The organism is Streptomyces omiyaensis, assembly GCF_014650895.1.
Taxonomy (GTDB): domain Bacteria; phylum Actinomycetota; class Actinomycetes; order Streptomycetales; family Streptomycetaceae; genus Streptomyces; species Streptomyces omiyaensis.
Window position 1 is genome coordinate 34,098 of the sequence record NZ_BMVV01000036.1, and the last position, 19,047, is coordinate 53,144.

The 19,047-nt window shown below is 71.1% G+C and carries 22 protein-coding genes; 11 read left to right on the forward strand and 11 right to left on the reverse strand.

Annotated elements, in window-relative coordinates:
- Positions 1 to 11: 11 nt before the first annotated feature.
- The 5 genes from IE287_RS34660 to IE287_RS34680 form a co-directional block, all read right to left on the reverse strand.
- On the reverse strand, positions 12 to 416 hold the full coding sequence (locus IE287_RS34660) for a DUF4357 domain-containing protein (RefSeq protein WP_189853306.1): 405 nt from the start codon (positions 414 to 416) through the stop codon (positions 12 to 14).
- A 219-nt stretch (positions 417 to 635) separates the two neighbouring features.
- A complete protein-coding gene (locus tag IE287_RS34665) occupies positions 636 to 1,418 on the reverse strand; it encodes a class I SAM-dependent methyltransferase (protein ID WP_189853308.1) in 783 nt (260 codons plus the stop codon).
- A complete protein-coding gene (locus tag IE287_RS34670; protein WP_189853309.1) occupies positions 1,415 to 2,230 on the reverse strand; it encodes a class I SAM-dependent methyltransferase in 816 nt (271 codons plus the stop codon). The genes IE287_RS34665 and IE287_RS34670 overlap by 4 nt, the downstream gene beginning before the upstream one ends.
- A gap of 26 nt (positions 2,231 to 2,256) precedes the next feature.
- Complete coding sequence (locus IE287_RS34675; protein ID WP_229883934.1) at positions 2,257 to 3,273, reverse strand: hypothetical protein; 1,017 nt, start codon at positions 3,271 to 3,273, stop codon at positions 2,257 to 2,259.
- On the reverse strand, positions 3,266 to 4,210 hold the full coding sequence (locus IE287_RS34680; RefSeq protein ID WP_189853311.1) for a phosphotransferase: 945 nt from the start codon (positions 4,208 to 4,210) through the stop codon (positions 3,266 to 3,268). The genes IE287_RS34675 and IE287_RS34680 overlap by 8 nt, the downstream gene beginning before the upstream one ends.
- A 48-nt stretch (positions 4,211 to 4,258) precedes the next feature.
- On the opposite strand from IE287_RS34680, the gene IE287_RS34685 reads away from it, so the two are divergent.
- The 3 genes from IE287_RS34685 (at position 4,259) to IE287_RS34695 (ending at position 7,023) form a co-directional block, all read left to right on the forward strand.
- Positions 4,259 to 4,930: a histidine phosphatase family protein gene (locus tag IE287_RS34685; RefSeq protein WP_189853313.1), complete on the forward strand. Its 672-nt coding sequence runs from the start codon at positions 4,259 to 4,261 to the stop codon at positions 4,928 to 4,930.
- Positions 4,931 to 4,939: 9 nt separating this feature from the next.
- The gene (locus IE287_RS34690) at positions 4,940 to 6,094 is read left to right on the forward strand and encodes a hypothetical protein (protein WP_189853314.1); all 1,155 of its coding nucleotides are present in this window, start codon (positions 4,940 to 4,942) and stop codon (positions 6,092 to 6,094) included.
- A 176-nt stretch (positions 6,095 to 6,270) separates the two neighbouring features.
- A complete protein-coding gene (locus tag IE287_RS34695) occupies positions 6,271 to 7,023 on the forward strand; it encodes a GntR family transcriptional regulator (protein WP_189853316.1) in 753 nt (250 codons plus the stop codon).
- Positions 7,024 to 7,120: 97 nt separating this feature from the next.
- On the opposite strand, the gene IE287_RS34700 is transcribed toward IE287_RS34695, so the two are convergent.
- Positions 7,121 to 7,570 (reverse strand): hypothetical protein, encoded by a 450-nt coding sequence (locus IE287_RS34700; RefSeq protein WP_189853318.1) that lies wholly within the window; start codon positions 7,568 to 7,570, stop codon positions 7,121 to 7,123.
- A 380-nt stretch (positions 7,571 to 7,950) separates the two neighbouring features.
- Between IE287_RS34700 and tap the strand changes: the two genes are divergently transcribed.
- Together tap and tpg (IE287_RS34710) are read left to right on the forward strand one after the other, a co-directional pair.
- On the forward strand, positions 7,951 to 10,167 hold the full coding sequence (gene tap, locus IE287_RS34705; RefSeq protein ID WP_229883935.1) for a telomere-associated protein Tap: 2,217 nt from the start codon (positions 7,951 to 7,953) through the stop codon (positions 10,165 to 10,167).
- A gap of 3 nt (positions 10,168 to 10,170) precedes the next feature.
- Positions 10,171 to 10,728, forward strand: a complete 558-nt coding sequence (gene tpg / locus IE287_RS34710; protein WP_189853322.1) for a telomere-protecting terminal protein Tpg — start codon at positions 10,171 to 10,173, stop codon at positions 10,726 to 10,728.
- Between the two features lie 87 nt (positions 10,729 to 10,815).
- Here the strand turns inward: tpg (IE287_RS34710) and IE287_RS34715 are convergent, their stop codons facing one another.
- From IE287_RS34715 to IE287_RS34725, 3 genes are all read right to left on the reverse strand, one after another.
- The gene (locus IE287_RS34715; RefSeq protein WP_189853323.1) at positions 10,816 to 11,415 is read right to left on the reverse strand and encodes a hypothetical protein; all 600 of its coding nucleotides are present in this window, start codon (positions 11,413 to 11,415) and stop codon (positions 10,816 to 10,818) included.
- 238 nt (positions 11,416 to 11,653) lie between these two features.
- Positions 11,654 to 12,478 (reverse strand): DUF6292 family protein, encoded by an 825-nt coding sequence (locus IE287_RS34720; protein WP_189853325.1) that lies wholly within the window; start codon positions 12,476 to 12,478, stop codon positions 11,654 to 11,656.
- 203 nt (positions 12,479 to 12,681) lie between these two features.
- Positions 12,682 to 12,990 carry a DUF6300 family protein gene (locus tag IE287_RS34725; protein WP_189853327.1) on the reverse strand — a complete coding sequence of 103 codons (309 nt, stop codon included), beginning with the start codon at positions 12,988 to 12,990 and terminating at the stop codon, positions 12,682 to 12,684.
- 132 nt (positions 12,991 to 13,122) lie between these two features.
- Here IE287_RS34725 and tpg (IE287_RS34730) point away from each other — a divergent pair, with 132 nt between their 5' ends.
- The 6 genes from tpg (IE287_RS34730) to IE287_RS34755 all read left to right on the forward strand — a co-directional run bounded on the left by tpg (IE287_RS34730) (position 13,123) and on the right by IE287_RS34755 (position 16,884).
- Positions 13,123 to 13,716, forward strand: coding sequence for a telomere-protecting terminal protein Tpg (tpg, locus tag IE287_RS34730; protein ID WP_189853329.1), 594 nt, complete (start codon positions 13,123 to 13,125; stop codon positions 13,714 to 13,716).
- A 101-nt stretch (positions 13,717 to 13,817) separates the two neighbouring features.
- The gene (locus IE287_RS38915; RefSeq protein WP_229883936.1) at positions 13,818 to 14,591 is read left to right on the forward strand and encodes a hypothetical protein; all 774 of its coding nucleotides are present in this window, start codon (positions 13,818 to 13,820) and stop codon (positions 14,589 to 14,591) included.
- The gene (locus tag IE287_RS34740; RefSeq protein ID WP_189853330.1) at positions 14,588 to 14,743 is read left to right on the forward strand and encodes a hypothetical protein; all 156 of its coding nucleotides are present in this window, start codon (positions 14,588 to 14,590) and stop codon (positions 14,741 to 14,743) included. Before IE287_RS38915 ends, IE287_RS34740 begins: the two co-directional genes overlap by 4 nt.
- Before the next feature lie 460 nt (positions 14,744 to 15,203).
- On the forward strand, positions 15,204 to 15,434 hold the full coding sequence (locus IE287_RS34745; RefSeq protein ID WP_189853332.1) for a hypothetical protein: 231 nt from the start codon (positions 15,204 to 15,206) through the stop codon (positions 15,432 to 15,434).
- The gene (locus IE287_RS34750) at positions 15,424 to 15,681 is read left to right on the forward strand and encodes a hypothetical protein (RefSeq protein ID WP_189853333.1); all 258 of its coding nucleotides are present in this window, start codon (positions 15,424 to 15,426) and stop codon (positions 15,679 to 15,681) included. The genes IE287_RS34745 and IE287_RS34750 overlap by 11 nt, the downstream gene beginning before the upstream one ends.
- Before the next feature lie 489 nt (positions 15,682 to 16,170).
- Positions 16,171 to 16,884, forward strand: a complete 714-nt coding sequence (locus IE287_RS34755; RefSeq protein WP_189853335.1) for an endonuclease domain-containing protein — start codon at positions 16,171 to 16,173, stop codon at positions 16,882 to 16,884.
- A gap of 112 nt (positions 16,885 to 16,996) precedes the next feature.
- Here IE287_RS34755 and IE287_RS34760 read toward each other — a convergent pair whose 3' ends face one another.
- Together IE287_RS34760 and IE287_RS34765 are read right to left on the reverse strand one after the other, a co-directional pair.
- Positions 16,997 to 17,401, reverse strand: a complete 405-nt coding sequence (locus IE287_RS34760; protein ID WP_189853337.1) for a hypothetical protein — start codon at positions 17,399 to 17,401, stop codon at positions 16,997 to 16,999.
- Positions 17,395 to 18,012 carry a replication/maintenance protein RepL gene (locus IE287_RS34765; RefSeq protein WP_189853339.1) on the reverse strand — a complete coding sequence of 206 codons (618 nt, stop codon included), beginning with the start codon at positions 18,010 to 18,012 and terminating at the stop codon, positions 17,395 to 17,397. Before IE287_RS34765 ends, IE287_RS34760 begins: the two co-directional genes overlap by 7 nt.
- Between the last annotated feature and the right edge of the window lie 1,035 nt (positions 18,013 to 19,047).

Consider the following 19,047-nt stretch of genomic DNA (forward strand, 5'->3'; position numbering starts at 1 on the left):
GGCGCAGCGTCCTACTGGGCGTCCAGTTCCCGGCGCAGTTCGTCCAGCGTTCGGCCGTCACCCTCGACATGCCACAGGGTCCAGCCGTTGATGACGTTGCCCGTGACGGCCTCTGCCGCCTTCGACGGCGAGGGGAACACGGAGGAGTGACCGTCGACGATGAGCTGCCCGTCGGCGGTCACGACCGCGCGGCCCGACCGGTTGGCTCGGCGCTGGTGGAAGGTGAGGACGGTGTCCGGCTTCAGCAGGCCGGCCTGCATCAGCGCGGCGAGCGGCCCGTGCGGGATGGCCGGCGAGGCCGTCGCGCCGTCGGATCCGCTGCCGAGGGACAGGGTGACGTGGATGGTGTCGTCGCCGCTCGCGCTCGTGAGCCGGGCGATCACGGCGGGGTCGAAGTGGATGCTGAGAGTGGCCATGCGTTCTCCTGCCATCGAGGCCCCAGGACCTGTTTCGCTGACTTACGCTTCGATATTAAGCAGCATAAGCAGCTCGAATCAACTTCGCATGTCAGTGATTCAGCAGAAGTGTGGAGGGGAAACCGCCGAACGTCCGCTCCTCGCCGCGAGCCGGCCTGCCGAGCCGTGTGACGCAAGGGCGGCGGGGGCAGGCCGACGGTGCTTCAAGCGGGCGGGCGGCTACGGCCTGGTGGCGATGACGGCTTCGATGGGGACGGTGTTCTCGAAGACGCCGCTCGGGCTGAACGCGGTGAGCTCACGGCGCAGGAGCTCGTCGAAGGCGGCCTGCCGGGTGCCGAGGACGGCGGGGCTGGAGTAGGAGAAGGAGTACTGCAGGCCGACGAGCTCGTCCAGGGTGCGGGCGAAGGTCTGGTCCCAGCGGGCGGTCTCGATGCGGGAGAACGCGGAGCGGGCGAGGGCGTCGTCCCGGCCTTCGGCGGGGTGGGCGGCGGGACCGTGCTCCTGGCGGTAGCCGGGGCCGATGACGTCGGTGCAGACGCGGTCGATGATGTCGAGCCACGCCGGCCTGGGCGCGCTGGCCCTGGGGCCGGTGGAGACGAGGACGACGCCGCCTCCGTCGCGGATGAGGGTGTCGAGGTCGGCCAGCACCTGGTCCTGGTTCATCCACTGGAAGGACTTGCCCATCGTGCACAGGTGGAGCAGGGGCAGACCCATGCCGGTGAGACCGGCGGCGTCGCCGCACGCCCAGGTGATGTTCCCGGCGCCGTGCACGGCCGCGGCCTTGCGGCCCTCGCGGATCATCGCCGGTTCGATGTCGATCGCGTGGACGTGGCCGGCCCGTGCGGCGAGGGGGATGGTGATGGTGCCCGGCCCGCAGCCGAGGTCGAGGACCGTCTGGGTCCCGTCGAGGCCGAAGCGGTCGACCAGGAGGGTGAAGAACTCCTCGGGGTAGTGGGGGCGGAAGGCGGCGTAGTGGTGTGCGGCGGAGGCGAAGGTCGTCACGGGGTGGTGCTCCTTCCGGGGCGGGTGGCGATGAGGACTTCGGTGCGGATCACCTCGTGGTAGAGGCCCGAGGGGTCGTGGTCGAGGAGCGCTTGGCGCAGGTCGCGGGTGAACGCGTCCAGGCGGTCTCCGAGGAGGGCGGGGGTGGAGTAGGAGTTGGACAGCTGCAGTCCGACGAGCTGGTCGAGGTCGCGCGTCACGTGCTGGTCCAGGGACGCGAGCTCGACGCGGGAGAACGGCGAGCGCTTCAGGGTGTCGGTGAAGCGGTCTTCGGGTTCGGGGTAGGTGCCGGTGCCGGCGCGGCGTACGGGCCCGAGGTAGGCGGTGCGGACCTGGGCGATGACGGGCGCCCAGGCGGGCAGTGGCGTGGTGCCGGGCGGGCCGGCGGAGGCGATGACGATGCCGCCGGCGGGGGTGATGAGCGTGTCGAGGTCGGCCAGGACGCGGGGCCGGTCGAACCAGTGGAACGACTTGGCCATGACGCACAGGTCGATCGGGGGCAGGCCCAGGGCGGTGATCTGGGTGGAGTCGCCTCTGATCCACTCGATGTTCCCGGCGCCGCGCTGGGCGGCGAGGCGGGCGCCGGCGGCGAGCATCCCGGGCTCGGGGTCGATGGCGTAGAGACGGTCGACATGCGGCGCCAGCGGCAGGGCGGACATGCCCGGGCCGCAGCCCAGGTCCATGGCCGTCTGGGTGCCGTCGAGGCCGAACCGCTCGGCCAGGAGCGCGAAGAACTCGTCGGGGTACCAGGGGCGGAAGCGGACGTAGTGCTCCGCTGCCGATGCGAACAGAGCGGTCGGATCTGCTGTCACGGCGGGCCTTCCTTCGCGGACAGGGGTTATCGGGCGAGGGTGGCGAGGTAAGACTCGGCGGCGGTCCAGGGGGTGAGCTCGATGCCGAAGCCGGAGCGAGGCCCGTCGGTGGTGTGGACGAGCCGGCCCGACAGGTAGACGGTGTCGCCGGTGCGGAACGCCCCGGTGTAGGCGCCCAGGTAGGAGCGCATGTGGGTGATGCGGCGGGCGAAGATCTCGGGGTCGTCGACGGTGGACTGGATGACGGTGTCCACGCCGATGCCGTACAGCGCCGGCGTGGCCAGGCCCTGGGCGTCGTCGGTGATGGTGGCGACGACGCTGATCGCGCCGACCTCCTTGGTGGTGACGCCGGTGAAGGTGGCGTCGCCGTCGTCGCGCAGGGGCTCGCAGTTGATGTGCGCGTCGGCCCCGGCGGTGAGTCCCTGCAACTTGCGGGTCTCCTGGCGCATCAGGACGTCGAAGGAGCTGCCCGTCATGTACTTGGCGCGGCGCAGGTACAGCCGGGTCAGCGCGTCGCCCTCGTACGGGCGTATGAGCGTGCGGTCGGAGAAGAGTTCGCGGGCGGCTTCGTAGCCGCGGGGCCCGTAGCAGACGAGGTCGACGTCGGAGCGCGCGTTGAAGCAGCCGACGAGGAACGAGCCGGTCACGCCGATCACGTCCTGGGCGTCGAGGTCGACGACGCGGTCGATGACGGCCTTCAGGTCCCGGGAGACGGCGAAGTCGCCGAGGAGCTCGGGCGTCTGGTGCAGGACGGCCAGGGCGTGGCGGCAGGAGTAGTGCCGGACGACGTCGTGGCGGGGCACGCCGGTGATGACGCAGCCGATCGTGTCGGAGTAGAGGTAGCACTCGGGCCGGTCGGCGAGGATGCCAAAGGCCTTGGAGACGACCGTGTTCTGCCGGTAGGTGCGCCCGAATAACTGCCGGTCGCCCTTGTCGTCCGGGTAGTACTTCACGTACCCGAGGTAGTGGCTGGGCGGGTGGACATCGCCGATGACCTTGAAGACCACGCCATGGCGGTCCAGGAGGTAGTCGCGGTCACGCACCGCCGGTACGGCAGTGCTCAGGCTGAGCGGCGAAGTCGTCGAGGCTGGGGAAGGAGGCGGTGTCGATACGGCCGGTGCGCTCATACTGCTCGACTCCCATCGTGAACAGGGTGCGGCGGTAGTCCCACTTCAGGACCTTGTCGGTGTCCGTGAGGTCGGCCGGCTTCATGAGCGCGAGGAAGAACAGCGCCTTGATGAGCAGGAACTCGCCCAGGTGCCGGCCCGGCTTGCTCCCGAGGACGTGCAGGGCGGCTTCGTCGAGCGCGGCCGTGTACCGCTCGCGCTGGGCGGCGGTGGCGAAGTAGCCCTTGGTCCCGCCCTTGAAGGCGATGATCTCCAGGGCCGGGTAGGTGTCGTAGCCGACCGGGGCGAGGCCGTGGTGCTGCCAGTCGATGACGCCGGAGGGGAAGGCGTTGGGCAGGCCGTAGTCGTAGTGGGCCAAGCACATCGGCGTGTGGGCGAGCCGGTCCAGCGCGCTGTCCACGACGGCGCGGGTGTGGGGGGTGTCGAGGTCGGGGTTCTCGGCGAAGACGTTGGCCGTCCACCCCGCCTCGGTCACCCAGGTGTCGAGTGCGGTGCGGGTGGCCGGCTCGGCGTGCTTGGCCTGGGCGGCGAGCAGCCGGGCGCCGACGGCCGCGGCCTCGTCGACGACCCTGTCGGGCATCGGTCCGTAGGCGCCGCCGACGGCGTTCCAGGCCGAGTCGTGCAGCGAGGCCGGCCCGAGCGAGGGCTCCACGAAGAAGAACTCGGTGCCGTCGAAGCCGGTCTCCAGGACGGCGGGGACGGGGTAGCCCAGGGCGGCGATCCGCTGCTGAAACGCGGCTTCCGCCTCGAGCCGGCTGTCCCCGGTCCGCTTGAACTTCGAGCGGTCCTGGTTCACCCAGACGGCGCCCTCGGCCGCGGTCCGCTTCTTGACGAACGTCCACTCGTCTTTCATCGCTTTTCCTCTTTTCTCGGGAGGTATCGGGGCTTATCGTTCGGCGGCATGAGACTGGCGGTAGTACGGCACGCGGAGTCGGTCGAGAACGCCGACAAGTACAACGGCTTCTACCAGGACCCCCGCCCGTGGGCGGGCGCGGCGGCGCACGCCCTGTCGCGGGATGTCATCGGGTTGACGGTCCGGGGCTTTCGCCAGACGGAGTGGCTGGGCGAGACCCTGCCGACCGTGGTGGGAGAAGAGCCGGCGGTGTTCGTGTCGCAGTACCGGCGGGCCCGGGACACCGCCGAACTCGCGATGCCGGAGATTCAGGCGGAGGTCACGGGGCTGCTGAACGAGCAGCACTACGCCGACGCCACCTACATGACGATGCGGGAGCTGTTCGCCACCTTCCCCGACGGCGCGGACGACCGCCGTCACCGAAAGCACCTGTGGACCCCGCCCGGTGAGGGCGGTGAGTCCCTGGCCGTCGGCGTCCACGGGCGGGTGACCGCGTTCCTGACGCTGCTCTCGTTCGGCGCCGTCGAGGCCGGCCGCAGCGTGGTCGCCTTCACCCACCACACCACGATCCTCGGCCTGCGCGCCGTCCTGGAGCAGCGCCCGGTGACCGAGGTCGTCGAGGAATCGCGCGCCCGCAAGCTGCCCAACGCCGCCGTGCTCGTCTACCGGGCATCCGCAGGCGGATACGAGCTGGAGCAGGTCATCGAGCCTCCCGCGTAAGGAGAGACCGTGCGCATCGCCTTCTTCAACGGACCCGTCCAGAACGGCGACTTCACCTTCGCCGACAAGCCCGGCAAGGCCGTCGGTATCCGCGTGGCCGCCGCCCTGAACACGCTCCTTGGCGAGCCCGCGGTCCCTCACCTGTGGAACACGGTCACCCTCGAAGGCGACCTGCGCCACCAGGCGGAGCTCGCCGCCGGCTCGGACCGGCATCAGCACGAGCAGGACCTCATCCGCGCGAAGTACCCCGAGGGTCTGCTGCCTGCGGAGGGGGTGGTCACCGACGTCGACCCGGCCGTCGCCCGCCTCGCCCACGACATGATCCGTGACCGGCTGGAGACGGGCGTCCTGAGCGTGGAGGAGGCGGTCACCGTGGTGTGCTCGTCCTGCGCCCACATGGCGGGCGTCGGCTCGCCCGCCTGCAAGGCGTGCGGCAGCACCGACCTGGTCAAGAAGGTCGCACCCCAGCTGACGGCCCGCCGCCCCGCCGGCGCTCCGGTCCTGGGCCCGGACGATGTCCACGGGCGGCGCCTGGCGCACCTGGAGAACATCGCCCGCAACGTCCCCGACCAGCTCATCCTCTCCCGCACTCGCGCGCACGGGATCAGCCTGGCGCCGTTCGGACTGGCCGGGACGGTCCTCGATCCCCGTGCCGCTCTTCACATCGAGGTCCTGGCCGCGGCCGAGCGACACGGCGCCGAGCGCGCCCTCATGCTGGCCACCGAGACCGCGGCCGCGCACGTCGCCGCCTACGGCCTGCCGTTCAGGAGCCACGGCGACATCCGGCTGGGCTACGCCGTCCACGGCAAGGTGCCCTACGGCGACCCGCTGCTCGGCCGGCTCTACGAGGTCCACCGCCTGGGCGAGGCGCAGCGCACGCTGTTCGAGGAGTGGTTCCTGCCGCTGTACGCGCTGCGCGAGCGGGGCGGCATCCACCCCGGCAAGCTGCCCGCGCTGGTGAAGTTCTTCCGCCGGGTCTGTCTGGCCTCTTCCGGCCCGGAGGCCGAAGGCCGTGCCGGTGAGGTGCGGCGTGCGGTGCGCAGCGGGGACATGGGCTGGCTGATGGACGCGCGTACGGTGACACATCTGCTTCCCGCCTTCCCGGCCGGGACGCCGTCGGCCGGCGGCGGTGAACCTGGACCGGTCCGGCGGCGTCGCCCTTGAGAGCGATGGTGCTCCTCGAAAGTAGGGACGCCCCGATACGCTGTCAATACAGTTTGCATCTGCCCTGTCAGCGGTGACCGGTTCTCAGCAACTCGCGCTGTCAATACAGTTGAAGTCCTGGCTTGACACAGGATCAGGGCGCGAGCCAGGCACCGCCGCCGAGCCGGAGGACACACATGGACGCCAGCACGATCGCAGCGCAGCTACGGCAGAAGATCATCGAAGGTGAGTACCCGCACGGCAGCAAGCTCCCGACCGTGCGAGACCTCGCGGCAGAACATGGAGTGAGCCAGCAGACGGCATCCGCCGCCTACGCCGCGCTGGGCGCGCTCGGCCTGGTCCGCACCGATGCCCGCAGTGGAACCCGTGTCACGGCGTCCCGGCAGTCTGACGCCCATCTGGGCACCTTCACGCCCCCGGACCTGGCGGTCGCCCAGGCGTGGAAGCCGACCGCCCAGGGGGCCGCGACAGAGGAGACGACGCTGGTGCGCCAGCTCGACGCGACGGCCCAGATGACGGCATGGGGCATCACCGAGGGCGCGACCGTCGTCGAGCGCACCCGCATCCGGTCGGTCGACGGAGTGCCCGTGCAGCACAAGATGACGGTGATGCCCTACGAGATCGCGGCCAAGGTGCCCGACGGGTACGAGGGCACCCCGCCGATGCTCACCCCCGCCGGCGAGACGTCACCGAAGGCACCGGCCGGCGTCCGCGTCGCGGACTGGCTCGGCTGGGACGTCGCCCGCACCGAGTCGGTCATCACCGCCGAACCGATGAACGAGACCGTCTGCGCGGCCCTCGGCATCCCGGCCGGATCCCCCGGCTTCCGGATCGTCGGCATCACCCGCGACTCCCAGGGCGAGACGGTGTTCGTGACGATCACCTCGGCACAGCTCCATCACCGCGTCACCCTCGACATCATCGGCTGATGAACAAGCCGTCCGGCTCCGGCGTCCCAACGGGGCGGCGCCGGGCCCGGACGCCGATGCCGGAGGTCAGGAGGGGCACCTCGGAGCGTCGCAGTCCTTACTTGCCGGTCGCGCTCAGCTGGGCCATCCGTGCGGAGAACGCCTGGACGTTGGCGCGGATTTGGCGCTCCTCGATGAGTTCGCACGCGCTGAGCGCTGCCCCGATGCACAAGCGGAAGATGTCTCGTTCGTCGCCGTTCAGCAGCCGGTGCGCTCCCGTCAGCGCGATCCATGCCGACAGCCGGCGAGCAGAGCGGTCGCAGTGCGCGGACCACCAGGACGGCAGGTTCGCGGCGAGCCGATCGCTGTACCCCGTCGGCGGAAAGAGCGCGGGGGTGTCGTCCAGCAGGGCTGCCTCCGCGCGGCGCAGGAAGTCGACCGCCTCGTCCTCGTCCTTGTTCTCGTCCCCCAGACACGCCAGGACGATGCCGAAGTAGGGGACGGACAGCAGGACGCCGTCAGGCCAGTCGTCGGGCCGCTCACCGAACGTCTCGGCGAAGGTCTCCATCAGGACGTCGTTGGGGTCACGGTGCACAGCCCACATGTACTCCCTGGCCCGGACCGTGAAGGGCAGAACACGACGGCCCGGGAAGCGGATCGCCCGTACGAGCTACCCGCAGCCCGTGAGCCGCACCCGCTCCGCATGGCGGCCGGACCCGGGTCTGAAACGTCGCCGTGCCGCCCCGGGACTTCCGGGGGGGCGAGCCTGCAACACGCGGTGCAACACGGCACTGCAACGCACCTGTGTTGCAGCCCTGACCTGCACGAATGCCCGTTGCGTGGCTTACCCGCCCGCGTGTTGCACTCCCACGCAATGAGCGATTCATGCGCGACTGGGTGCGCGAATCAATGCGCGATCGGATATGCTGTCTATTGGAGGTGACCTCTGTGTCCACTGAGAACGAGCTGTTCAGCGCTGTCGATGCGCTGCTGGAGCAAGTCGCACAGGATGACCTGCCGGCCCCTGCGGAGCGCAAGCGTCTGCGGGAGGCGGCGGGCCTGAGCCAGGCGCAGATCGCGAAGGCGCTGGACGCCCGCCGGGAGGCGGTGGGGAACTGGGAGACCGGCAAGACCGAGCCGCGGCCACCGAAGCGCGCCGCCTACGCCCGGCTGCTGGAGGGCCTCGCCGCCCGCTTCCCCGCCTCGCCCGACGACGCGCCCGCCCCGCCTTCGGCGCCGAGGGTGCCGGAGGCGTTCACCGGGCCCGCGCCCGTTCCCGCCCCGGCGGCCGAAGCGCCGGCGCCCCCGGCACCGGCTGCTGCCGTACGACCGACGCCCGCCGTGAAGCCCGCCGCGTCGTCGCGGCGCCCGGGCGCGAAGAAGGCGGTGGCGAAGAAGACCACGGCGGCCGCGGCCGCTGACGTCGACCCGCGCTTCGAGAACGGCCCCCTGGCGGTCATCGACGTCGACGCCGACGGGCAGGTCTCCGCGTACTGCGTCGGCGGCCTCGTCCTGGACGTGCCCGCCAAGACGATCCCGGCCCTGGTCGACTGGACGCTGGCGGAGGCGAAGCTCGGGCAGGCCCGCCTGCACCGCAACGGCCGCGACGCCGACCCGATCCTCGTCCTCACCGCCTCCGCGCTGGAGCGCTACGGGCTGCCCGCCGCCCTGTCGGAACAGGAGCGGCACGCGGGACGGCTGACGGCCGGCCACAAGGTGGTCAAGCAGATCGAGCGCGCCGGGCTGCAGATGACGCAGCGGGGCCTCGGGCCGTGGGCCCGGCTCTACCGCGACCCGGAGGGCTCCCGGCGGCGCTGCGTGCAGCTGTGCATCCTGCCGTGGGACGCGCTGAACACGAGGGAGTGGGGCCGTAAGGACGACCCGGAGCTGCTGCTGACGATGCACCCGGCTGACCTCGCCCGTTACCTCGGCCTGTACGCGGCGCGGGTGATGACGCCGCGCGGCTCCACCGCGACGACCGGCCTGGAGCTGATGACCGCGCTGCGCCCGCCGACCCGCGCGGAGAAGGACCCGGCCACCGGCGAGTTCAAGCGGGCCTTCAACGACGACGCCCTCACCCAGCTCTACCCGGTGGTGGAGTGCGAGGTCCCCGACGAGCACCCGATCCTCAAGGACAAGTTCGCCCGGCACCACATCCGTACGCCGGCCGAGATGCTGATGGAGGAGGCGTACGACTGGTGCCGGCCGCTGACCGACGAGGAGTGCGCGAACCCGTACCTGGTCGCCATCGACATCAACATGTCGTACGCCGCGGCCGCGAACGGGCTCACGATCGGGCTGAACGGGCCGACCCACCTGCCCGGCAACCCGCAGTTCGACGCGTCGCTGCCCGGCTCCTGGCTGGTCGACCTGTCCCACGTCGACCTCTCCCGCGTACGGGTCAACGGCCGCACCGTCGACGGCGACCGGCTCCCCTCGCCGTTCACGCCGACCGGCGAGCGCCCCACCGGCCCGGCCTGGTACGCCACGCCGACCGTCGCCTACGCGGTGGAGCTCGGCTTCGACGTCGCCCCGATCGAGGCGTACGTGCGCACCCAGACCGGCCGCTACCTGGACTCCTGGTACAAGCGGCTGCGCGACGCGTACGTGGCCACGATGGCCGACATGGGCGTCACCACCGACCTCCAGGGCGAGGATTTCCTCGAGGCGATGGCGCGGCGCAAACAGGTCGACCCGACGATGGCGCTGCTGGAGACCGCGATCAAGGCCACGGCCAAGGGCGCGATCGGGAAGCTGCGCCAGCGTTCCCGGGGCCAGGTGCCGTACTACGAGCCCTATCCGGCGCTGGAGCGGGTGAACTGGCGCCCGGACATCCGGGCCGCCGTGCTCGCCAGCCAGCGCACCGGCCTGCACCGCAAGCTGATGAAGACGGCGGCCGCCGCCGACCTGTACCCGACCTCCATCGGCACGGACGCGATCGTCTACCCCTCGCCCGGCCCGTCCCCGCTGGACCTCCTGCCGACCACGCCCGAGGGTAAGCCGGTGCCCGGTGGCTTCCGGCTCGGCGTCTCGCCGGGGATGGTCAAGCACCAGGGCACCCAGACCGTCCTGTGGGCGGAGCAGTTGTTCGAGGAGCGCGGCGGCGTCTTCAACATCTCCAACCTCATCAAGACCGCTGACCCGACCGCCGGAGAAGGGGAGTAACCCATGGTTGACTCGCTCGGGGACAGCCTGGACCGCGCACTGGAGAAGGCGTTCACCCGCCCCGCTCCCAAGAGCGCCCAGGCGCAGATGAAGTACCTCGTCAAGCAGCTCAAGGGCACTGCGGCCGTCGCCCAGGCGCTCGGGGTCTCCCAGCGCACCGTGGAGCGGTACGTGACGGGCAAGCTCAAGCGGCCCCGCCAGGACCTGCGCGCCCGCCTGGAGAGCGAGGTGAAGAAGAGGTGGCAGCCGCAGGTCCGCGCGAAGGCGAGGCAGAAGGCGGCGACCACGACCGGGATCGTCGTCTCCACCCGCGCCCGCTTCGGCTTCGAAGCCGCCGGGGGGACGACCGACGATGCCCGGATCCGGGACATCACCCAGGCCCTGCCGCCCGAGTACGCCGACCAGCTGTTCACCGCACGGGAGCAGGGCGCCGGCGAGGACCAGCTCCGGCAGATCGCCGCCGACGGGCTCGCGAGGATGTACTTCCGGGCGAACAACTCCAGGGCGCACGGCCTGGACGTGGAGTTCACCGACGTGGAGCGGCTCGACATCGACCTGTAGGCCGGCTCCCGCACGAGCGCCGCGCCCCCCGGCATTGGAGCTGCCGGGGGGCGCGGCGCTTCGCATCCTACGGAAGGCCCGCCACGGTCAGGCTGTACGCGCGGCACGGCGCCGTGCCCACCAGGACAGCCGTGGCGCGGTGGCGGCGTTGACGGCCCGGCCGAACGCCTCCAGCGCGGCCTCCAGGCGCGCGGTGTTCTCGACGTTCGACAGGGCGTTCAGCAGCTGCTCGGTGGCGGTGACGACGGCCGGGTCGGAGGAGCGCATGAGCGGGGCGGCGGCGGTGGCGGCCCGGGTGAGCGGCTCGCGCACGGCGGCCACGGTCTGCTTGCTCGCCATCCGCTCCCGGCTCAGCAGCTCGGCCGCGCGCCCGAAGCCCACGAGCCCGCTCAGGACGTCGGTGCCGCCGGCGACCCGGGCGCGGGCGGCACCGCCGGCGAAGGCGAGCACGGCCAGTAGGAACGTCCGGCCGCGCTCGGCCGGCCCCTCCCACAGCAGCCGGTTGGTGGTGGCCGCGCTCTGCAGTTCCATCACGGCCACCGTCATCGCATCCGCCTGCACGCGCAGGGCGCCGATCTCAGCCTGCTGCTCCTGGCGGTTGCGGGAGCGGTTGGTCAGCCACGCCGCGAGGACGGCGATGAAGGCCCCCGAGACGAGTGTGCTGGCCAACTCGATCAACTTGTCCATTCCCACAGACTGACCGTGCGCCGGGCCCGTCGTCCGGGCCGTTGCGCACCTGACGCACAACCCGCACCCTCCTGTTGCCGATCAAGAGCAGAGGCGGCGGCCGGGACGCCGTGAGGCCCCGCCCTGCGCTGCTGCGCCGGTGCGGGGCCTCACACGCGTATCCGCGGGGGGTCGGATGTTCATGCACGCGCTGCCGTGTCCAACGTCGCCAGCCGGCCCGGGTCACGGCTCGCCTCTCCTACTCCCCGTCGTCATCCTTCTGCTGCCGGCGTTCCGCCTGCTCCTTGCGCTCCTTGGCCTCGAGCGCGTACGCCAGTGCCCTGCGGTGTTCGTTGACGCTGCCGCCTTCGCCGCGGCGCTGGGCGATGTCCCCGGCCAGGTAGTCGGCGAACAGGCGCACGGGCTTGTGGCTGCTGCCCTCGGCGAACTCCAGCAGGTGCAGCAGCGCCTCCAGCTCGCTCCTGCGCACGGGCACGTTGACGATGTCGTCGGCACCGGAGGTCAGCGCCTGGACGGTGCGGTCGTAGTAGGCCCCGCAGCGGGCTTCGTCGAAGCGCAGCTCGTAGCTGGGGTTGCCGTAGTAGAGGCGCCTGTGTGCTTGCAGCCGTTCGCACAGGCCGGAGAGGTCCTCAAGGGGCTGGCGGTAGAAGGGGCGGTCGTCGCTGCCCGCGGAGTGCGGGTCGAGCTGCACGGCGGAGAGGAAGGCCGCCACGCGGTCGGGCTCGGGGATCAGGCCGGCGCCCAGCCAGCGTGCACCGTCGTAGAAGGAGCCGCCGGCGCCCGCCCGGCCCTTGGGCATGCTCCACAGACACCAGCCGGACGTCCCGGACCAGTGCAGTCCAGCCTCGGCGTCCGGGAGGAACCGGCGGACGAAGCTCTCGTTGAGGTTGACGCTGCCCTCCACGTCATTGTGGTGCTTCTCCCGGTCCTCGTCATCGTCGTACCGGCCCCAAGCGGTGACAGAACTGACGGGTGTCCCCTCGGCCAGCAACTTCTCGGCGACAGCCGTCGCGTAGTGGCCGATGGCGTTCTTCAGCGCGGCGGCCAGTGGGGTCTCTGCCATGCGGTCTTCCCTCCCTCGCAGGCCGTCGGTGAGCCCGCCCCCGCCTCAGCAGATGGCGTCGCCCCGGTCGGCCGACACTGTGACGCTCCTTTCTAGCGGCGCCGGGCACCTGACCGGGCGGTTTCCGGCCGCGCAGCGCACGGCAGCCGACCGCAGCCCTACGCGGCATGCAGAGGCCCGCCAGCGGGCCGCCTGGCGGCCGTTCAGGGTTGCTCGGGCGGGACGTCCTTCAAGTACCAGCCGTGAGCGGCCATGCACTCCTTCGTCCACTCCATCAGCAGGTGGGCGGCCTCCTGAATGCGGCTCTCGTCGTGGCCGCCGGCGTCGGCGAAGAACTGCACGAACAGTCCCGCTGCGGGCCGGTCCACATTGCCGGCGTCGCACGCCGGGCACAGCTCCAGGTGGATCGGCCGCCCGTGCTCGTCGTCCTGCGGCGCCACCGCGCTCATGATGAGATCGCCTCCGCAGCGCGAACACTGCGGCAGCCGGTCCGACAACTTGAGCAGCTCCATGGTCGGCCCCCTTGCTCTGTACCTGGCCTTCCACCCAAGACGCGCTGACCTGCGCCGTCAACCCTTCGAGGGCAAGGGAAGCCGTCTGGTCACCGGTCTCTGTCCACAGGCCCGGTCCGGTGGGGTGTTCGTATGACTGATGAGGAGAAGGCAGCGCAGGCGGCCCGGACGCGCTCCAAGCTGATGGAGGGCCTCGCCCGCGCGGAGCGGAAGCTGTTCACCCGGCCTGCGCCGAAATCGCCGCGCGCCCAGATGAAATTCCTTCGCACGCGGGAGAAGGGCTCCATTAAGTCCCTGGCGGAGCGCCTGGGCGTCTCCCGCAAGACGGTGCAGCGCTACCTCTCGGGCGAGTCCACCAAGCCCAACAAGCGTCTGAAGGAGGCGCTGGTGCAGGAGACGGAATCGGAGTGGCAACCGCAGGTCAGAGCACGTGCGAGGCAGCACGCGGCGTCTTCGGGCGGGATGGTCATCTCCTGCCGGGCGTACTTCGGGTTCGGTCCGGAGGGCACCTCGGACGCGGGCCGGGTCCGGGACATCAGCGTGGCCGTCAGCGCCTTCCACGCGGCCGCGATCCTGGCCGCCCAGGAGGATGGTGCGACGCAGAGCGATCTACACGACGCGGTCGCAGAGGCCATCGCGGACACCTATTTCCGTCAAGGCGGCGGTGGCCGTGCGGGCCTGGAGGTGAAATTCGCGGACGTGGAATGGTTGAACATCGCGTTTTAGCAGCGCGTAATTCGGGCGTGCGGTAGACCTGGGTAAGCGGCCCGCCGAACCGCATTACCGACGGGCCCTCATTTTTCGTACCAGAGCTGAAGCGAGTGCTGATGACCACGTCCGACAGGTGGCGGCCGCGCCGTGTCTCCGAGGCCCGCGGTCGCGCCGGCGCTCCGCGCACGCCGATCGACTACGCGAAGGTCGGCCGGTCCTCGGTGCGGCGCCGCGCGCGGGGCATGACGCACAGCGAGGCGGTGGCGGCGCTCGAAGAGGCCGAACTGCACGCGCACCTGGACCGCCGCGACGAAGCCGCGGCCGACGACGGCGGCCGCCGTGCCGCGGAGCTCGCGGAGTGGCAGCGCGTCGTGCAGCTGCTCGCCGCGACGGGCGGCCCGTACGACCCGGACGCCGACGCCGTCGTCCAGGAGGAGCTCGCCGCAGACCGCCGCCGCGAGGAAGCCGAGCAGCAGCGCCGCCAGGAGCAGCAGCAGCTCGCCGACCGCGCCGAAGAACTCGCCCGGCTCGGCGGGGCTGGCCGACTCGACCGGAGCGTGCCGAGCCGGGCCGGGGACGAAGCCGCCCGCGACCTCCTGGACGACCGCGGCGACTACCGCGCGGCGAAGGTCGACGCCTGGCTCGCCCGCGCCCTCGCCGACCGGTCCGGTTACTACGCCGACCCGGCTGCCCGCGCCGCCGCCGTCGGCCTGCTGCCCGTCCCCGTCCGTGCCCGTGCCGCGCTGCTCGCCGCCCTCGCCCGCACCGGCGCTCCGGTCGACGGCGACCTCGAGTTCGTCGGGCGTCTCGCCCAGGCCGACCCGGACGCCACGACCGCGCTCGCCGCGTGGCTGGAGAACGCGGCCGCGGTGAAGGGCGGTACGGCGTGAGCGCGGCGGACGAGGTGGTGGTGGCCGCCTGGAGCGAGCACAGCGAGATCGGGCACCACTACGAGGACCTGCTCGCCGACGGGTCCGTCATCGCCTGGACCGAGCCGCCCTTCGGCGAGAGCCTCTACCCCGGTGGCGACGATCCCGACTAGAACCCGATCTGCCACTGCCCGCTGACCCCGCGCCAGTTCTGCATGGAGTGCGCCGGCTGCGCCGCCTGCGGGCAGTGCACCGGCCCGCACATCTGGCCCCCCGCTCCGGACCTGACAACCAGTTGTCAGGCTCACTGTGGGTAATTGCCCCCTGTCACGCCCGCTGTCACGTCGCCGGAAGACCGCGTGACAGCCCACGCTCGAAAGTCTGCCAATTCGGACATATAGGCGTGGATACGGCCCGGAAACCCCCCTCCGGGCCGTTTCCACGTGACAGGCGCGACAGCGTGACACCCCACCGGCCGGTGATCACGTTCCGTGTCGGGTGGCGCGGAGCCGAAACCGCCGGCCCCGCGCCCTGCAGAGCCCTTGCCGCTCCGGTTCGCCCGTACTGGGGTCAGGTGGCACGCCCCGGCGATACCGTGGTGCCACACGCCAGACAGAAGCCCAGGAGCCCCGGATGAGCCAGCAGCCGGCCCCCGCGCCCGCCCGCCAGCCCCTCGACGAGCACGCCGCCGCTTCCGCCCGCGCGTACGCGGCCGCGGAGCGCGCCAAGACGGACGCCCTCGCTTCGGTCCTGGAGGACATCGCCGCCAACGGCTACCCCTCGCCGGAGTCCGGCGTGCCGTGGGAGACCGCCCGCGACGCCCACCTGGCCCGCCTCGCGGACGAGCAGCCGCGTGTCGCCTGACCACGGCGCGCGCCGCTCGCGCGTCATCATGGTCGAGCCCGCGCTCACCCAGCTGGCGAAGCTCACCGCGTCCGAGACGCACCGCCTGGACCGAGCGATCGTCGCGATCAGCGTCAACCCGGAGCTCGGCACCGAGGTGCCCGGCACCCTGCTGCGCGACTACGCGGACGAGGTCGACGGCGTCCGCGTGATCTTCTTCGCCAGCGCCTTGGGGACGATCACGATCGTGGCGTACGTCGAAGCCTGATCAGCATGCAGCAGCGCCCCGGACCTGCTCGGGTCCGGGGCGCTGCTGCGTCTGCTGCTCGAGGTGCTGCTACCGGTGATCCGGGTGCCGGAGAGCGATGACATTCGAAGGCCGGCCCCAGGCACCGCAAGGGTGCTGCTCGGGCAGCAGGCCCTGCTGCACCGAGAGCAGCACGCCGTGCAGCAAACAGTCGTTCGGCTGCCGCACGGCGCGCTGCAACCCTCAGCGCCAGCCCGCTGGCGGGTCCCCTACGGTGCCGCTATGTCCCATGCGACGACTCGCCCCCAAACCGTCGGCGTACAGGCCGTCTTCAGCGACCGAGCCTTGTGGGCCGCGGGGATGTCCCGCCTCATGACGCCACGGCTTGTCGAACGGGTCCTGCAAGCTCAGCGCGTGGTTGAACGTCATCGCGCCGGCCGCTGTCGAGGCAGTTGGAACGTCAACGGGAACGGCGACCCACGCTCCTGCAGGTACGGCACCCTTCCGGGAGTGCCCGCCTGCCTGCGGCATCTGGACCAGGAGGAACTCGGAGCCGTCCAGGAGATGGTGGAAGGTGCGCAGAGGCTGGTCGACCGCTGGCTTCCGCACCTGGCACCCGCGTGCTGGTTCTGGCCGCTGCCCGCGTCTGCCCTCGCCCCAACACGGTTCAGCACGGAAGCGAGCCTCTTCACCTGGCAGAAGGACCGTTGTGCGATCTGTGGACGCCACGGTCGGCAGGGCGGGACGTCGTCCGACTCACTCGTCCTGGACCACGACCATCAGACCGACCAGGCCAGGGGCTTTCTATGCCACCCGTGCAACAAGCGGGAGAGCCAGCGCGATCCCGGCGATGGGCGCTTCGCTAACTACCGGCGCCGCCCGCCGGCGGTCCTACTCGGCATCACCGCCCGCTACAGCCACGCCGTACGACTTCGTCCCCCGCTCCCGCGCCAGGAACCACCGGCGCCCTCCCCAGCGGACTTCTCGCGGTCCCTCACGAAGATCCGCAAGATGGCTCCGCAGATCGAGGAACAGCTGCGTTCGGCAGCTGACAATCCCAAGAGCCGCAAGTACGTCGGCGAGGACGTGTGGCAAGCACTCCAAGCCCTGGTGCCCGTCTTGCTCGCCGCCACAGAGAGGGCCGACCGCGAACTCCCCCAGGCCGATCTGGCTCCCCTTGTCCACTGGCTGAGGGAGTTTCCGCCGACGTCAACACCGCGATGAGTGCCGTGCGGGGTGGCACCTCCCAGCGCACGAGAACGGCGCCGCGCCCCGTTGAAGGGTGCGGCGCCGCTGATGTCGTGTCACCCGGGCGGTCGCCCGGCCGGGCGGCCGGTCAAGCGCTGCGACGCGTAGGCACGGCGGACAGGTGCCGTTGCGGGGCGGGCGGGGTGGGGACCTCCGGCGCGGCCAGGGCGCCGGCCTTGATGGCCTCGGTGGCCTCGCGCAGCGCCCCCTCCATCTCTTCGACCGTGGCGTACCCGGCGAAGTACGGGTGGATGAAGTAGCTGCGGTAGCGGCCCTCGGGGCGCAGGACGACGTTCCGCTCGACCAGCTGGCTCATCGCGATCGACGTGCGGTTCTTGCTGAGCCCCACGCGCGCCCGCAGCTCGGCCTGTGAGGCGTTCACCTCGCCGCCAGGGCGCTGGACCTCCATCATCGCGCTGAGAAGGTCGTAGGCGGCCTTGGAGAGCTCCAGACGGTGCAGCTGCGCGAACCCGAGGGTGGCCTGGATCAGCATGCTCGCTCCTCCACGTCGTTGTCGCCGAACGCCAGCTGCCGCGTGCGCGGCTCCGGAACCGCCGGCCGCGCGAACTCCGGGAAGCTCTCGCTCGCCGCCTGCTCCAGCGCCTCAACATCTTCCCGCATCTCCGGGAAGTGCTTCCTGAGCGCCGCCCTGGCGTCCTGCCGCAGCTGTTCCAGGGCCTCGCGCTGAAGGTCGCCGTTGCCCTTGAAGCAGATCAGCGGGTTGACCACGATCAGCGAGTTCGCCCTGCGCTGGATCATGTGCCAGTTCTCCAGGCTGCCCAGCGCCCGGGTGACGTTCGCGCGCTCCACCCCGAGGTGGCGGGCGACCTTGATGTGGGTGATCCGCAGCCGCCCCTCCACCTGGCGGCCCATGCAGAACAGCAGGACGGCCGACTGGACGGGCGACATGCCGTACCGGGCGATCAGCACCGCCAGGACGTCGGCGAGGAAGTCGTTGCTGACCATGCTGTAGCCGCTGCGCCCCCACGCGTCGTGGGGCTCGCGGTACTTGTACTCGACGCTCGCCGACTTCACCGGCCGCCCGCGCTCCGGCGGCGTCCGGTCCAGGGCCCTGGCGAAGCTGTCCGCCAGCGGCGACGTCACGGGCTCACCGCGGCTCGCCGACCGCCGGCCTCTGCTGGTGGAGCGACTCGCTTCCCCGGCCACCCTGGCTCCTGCTGCTCGATCTTGTGTGGTGCCCGGCACCCTAGCCGAGATTGTCCCCGCCCAGGGGGACCTTTGTCCCTGTCGGCGTGGCCCCCTGGTGTCGACGCCGACACATCACCTCCCGCCACCCGACCGGCGAATACGCCCCTGACCAGCACGAACGCAGTTTGTACCTCTTTCCGGGGCCAAATGCGGTGCTCTTGTGTCGGGCGAGGCACAAAACCGCAGGTCGATGTGTCAGGGGCAACACATAGCCCCTCACAAAACCGCAGGTCAGAGCGGGTTTCCTCGCGGGCCCCTTTTATCAGTAAGACGCGCACGCGCGCGCGAGGCTCAACCGTGGTGCGTCGCCCTCGCCCACCGACGGCCCCGAACACAGATACCCCGCCGCGCGCAGCTCTCATTCCCTCCAGCACCCGAACGCCACCCGGTCCGTTTCGACTAATCACCCGCGAATGCTCCCACTCCATTTCCCTCCGTTTCCGACACCGTTATTTCCGGCAGGTTCTCCCGGCAATTGCGCACTTTTCTCGCTAACCTCAACCCACCTCTCCCCAATCGTTATCCACGCCGCATTTCCCGGTCAGGGGTGGCGGACCCTCATTCCAGTCTCAATCTAGCTCCTATCTTTGAAGCACCGGCCCGCCCCGGCAACCCATGCCGCCCCGACCTGTGTTCGGCCTCTCACCCTCCCGACCACCTGTCACCCCCTCTCCTCTTGTTGCTGCTTGTGGCCTGAGCCCTGTGGGTGGGCCGCGCGGAGCGTGGCACGCCTGGCCGGTAGGGGGAGTCTGACCCGCGCTCCATCCCCGTCGCTGCGCTTTTCGTGGCTGGAGCGCAGCGGAGGCCACGGGCCGGCTGGAGGCCGGCCCCGGCCCGCAACGCGGGCCGGATGCCCTGCGGTTGGGCGGCGGGCGCGGAGCGCGTGCCGCCGGCGGTGAGCGAAGCGAGCCGCTCCGCTCACGCGGAGCG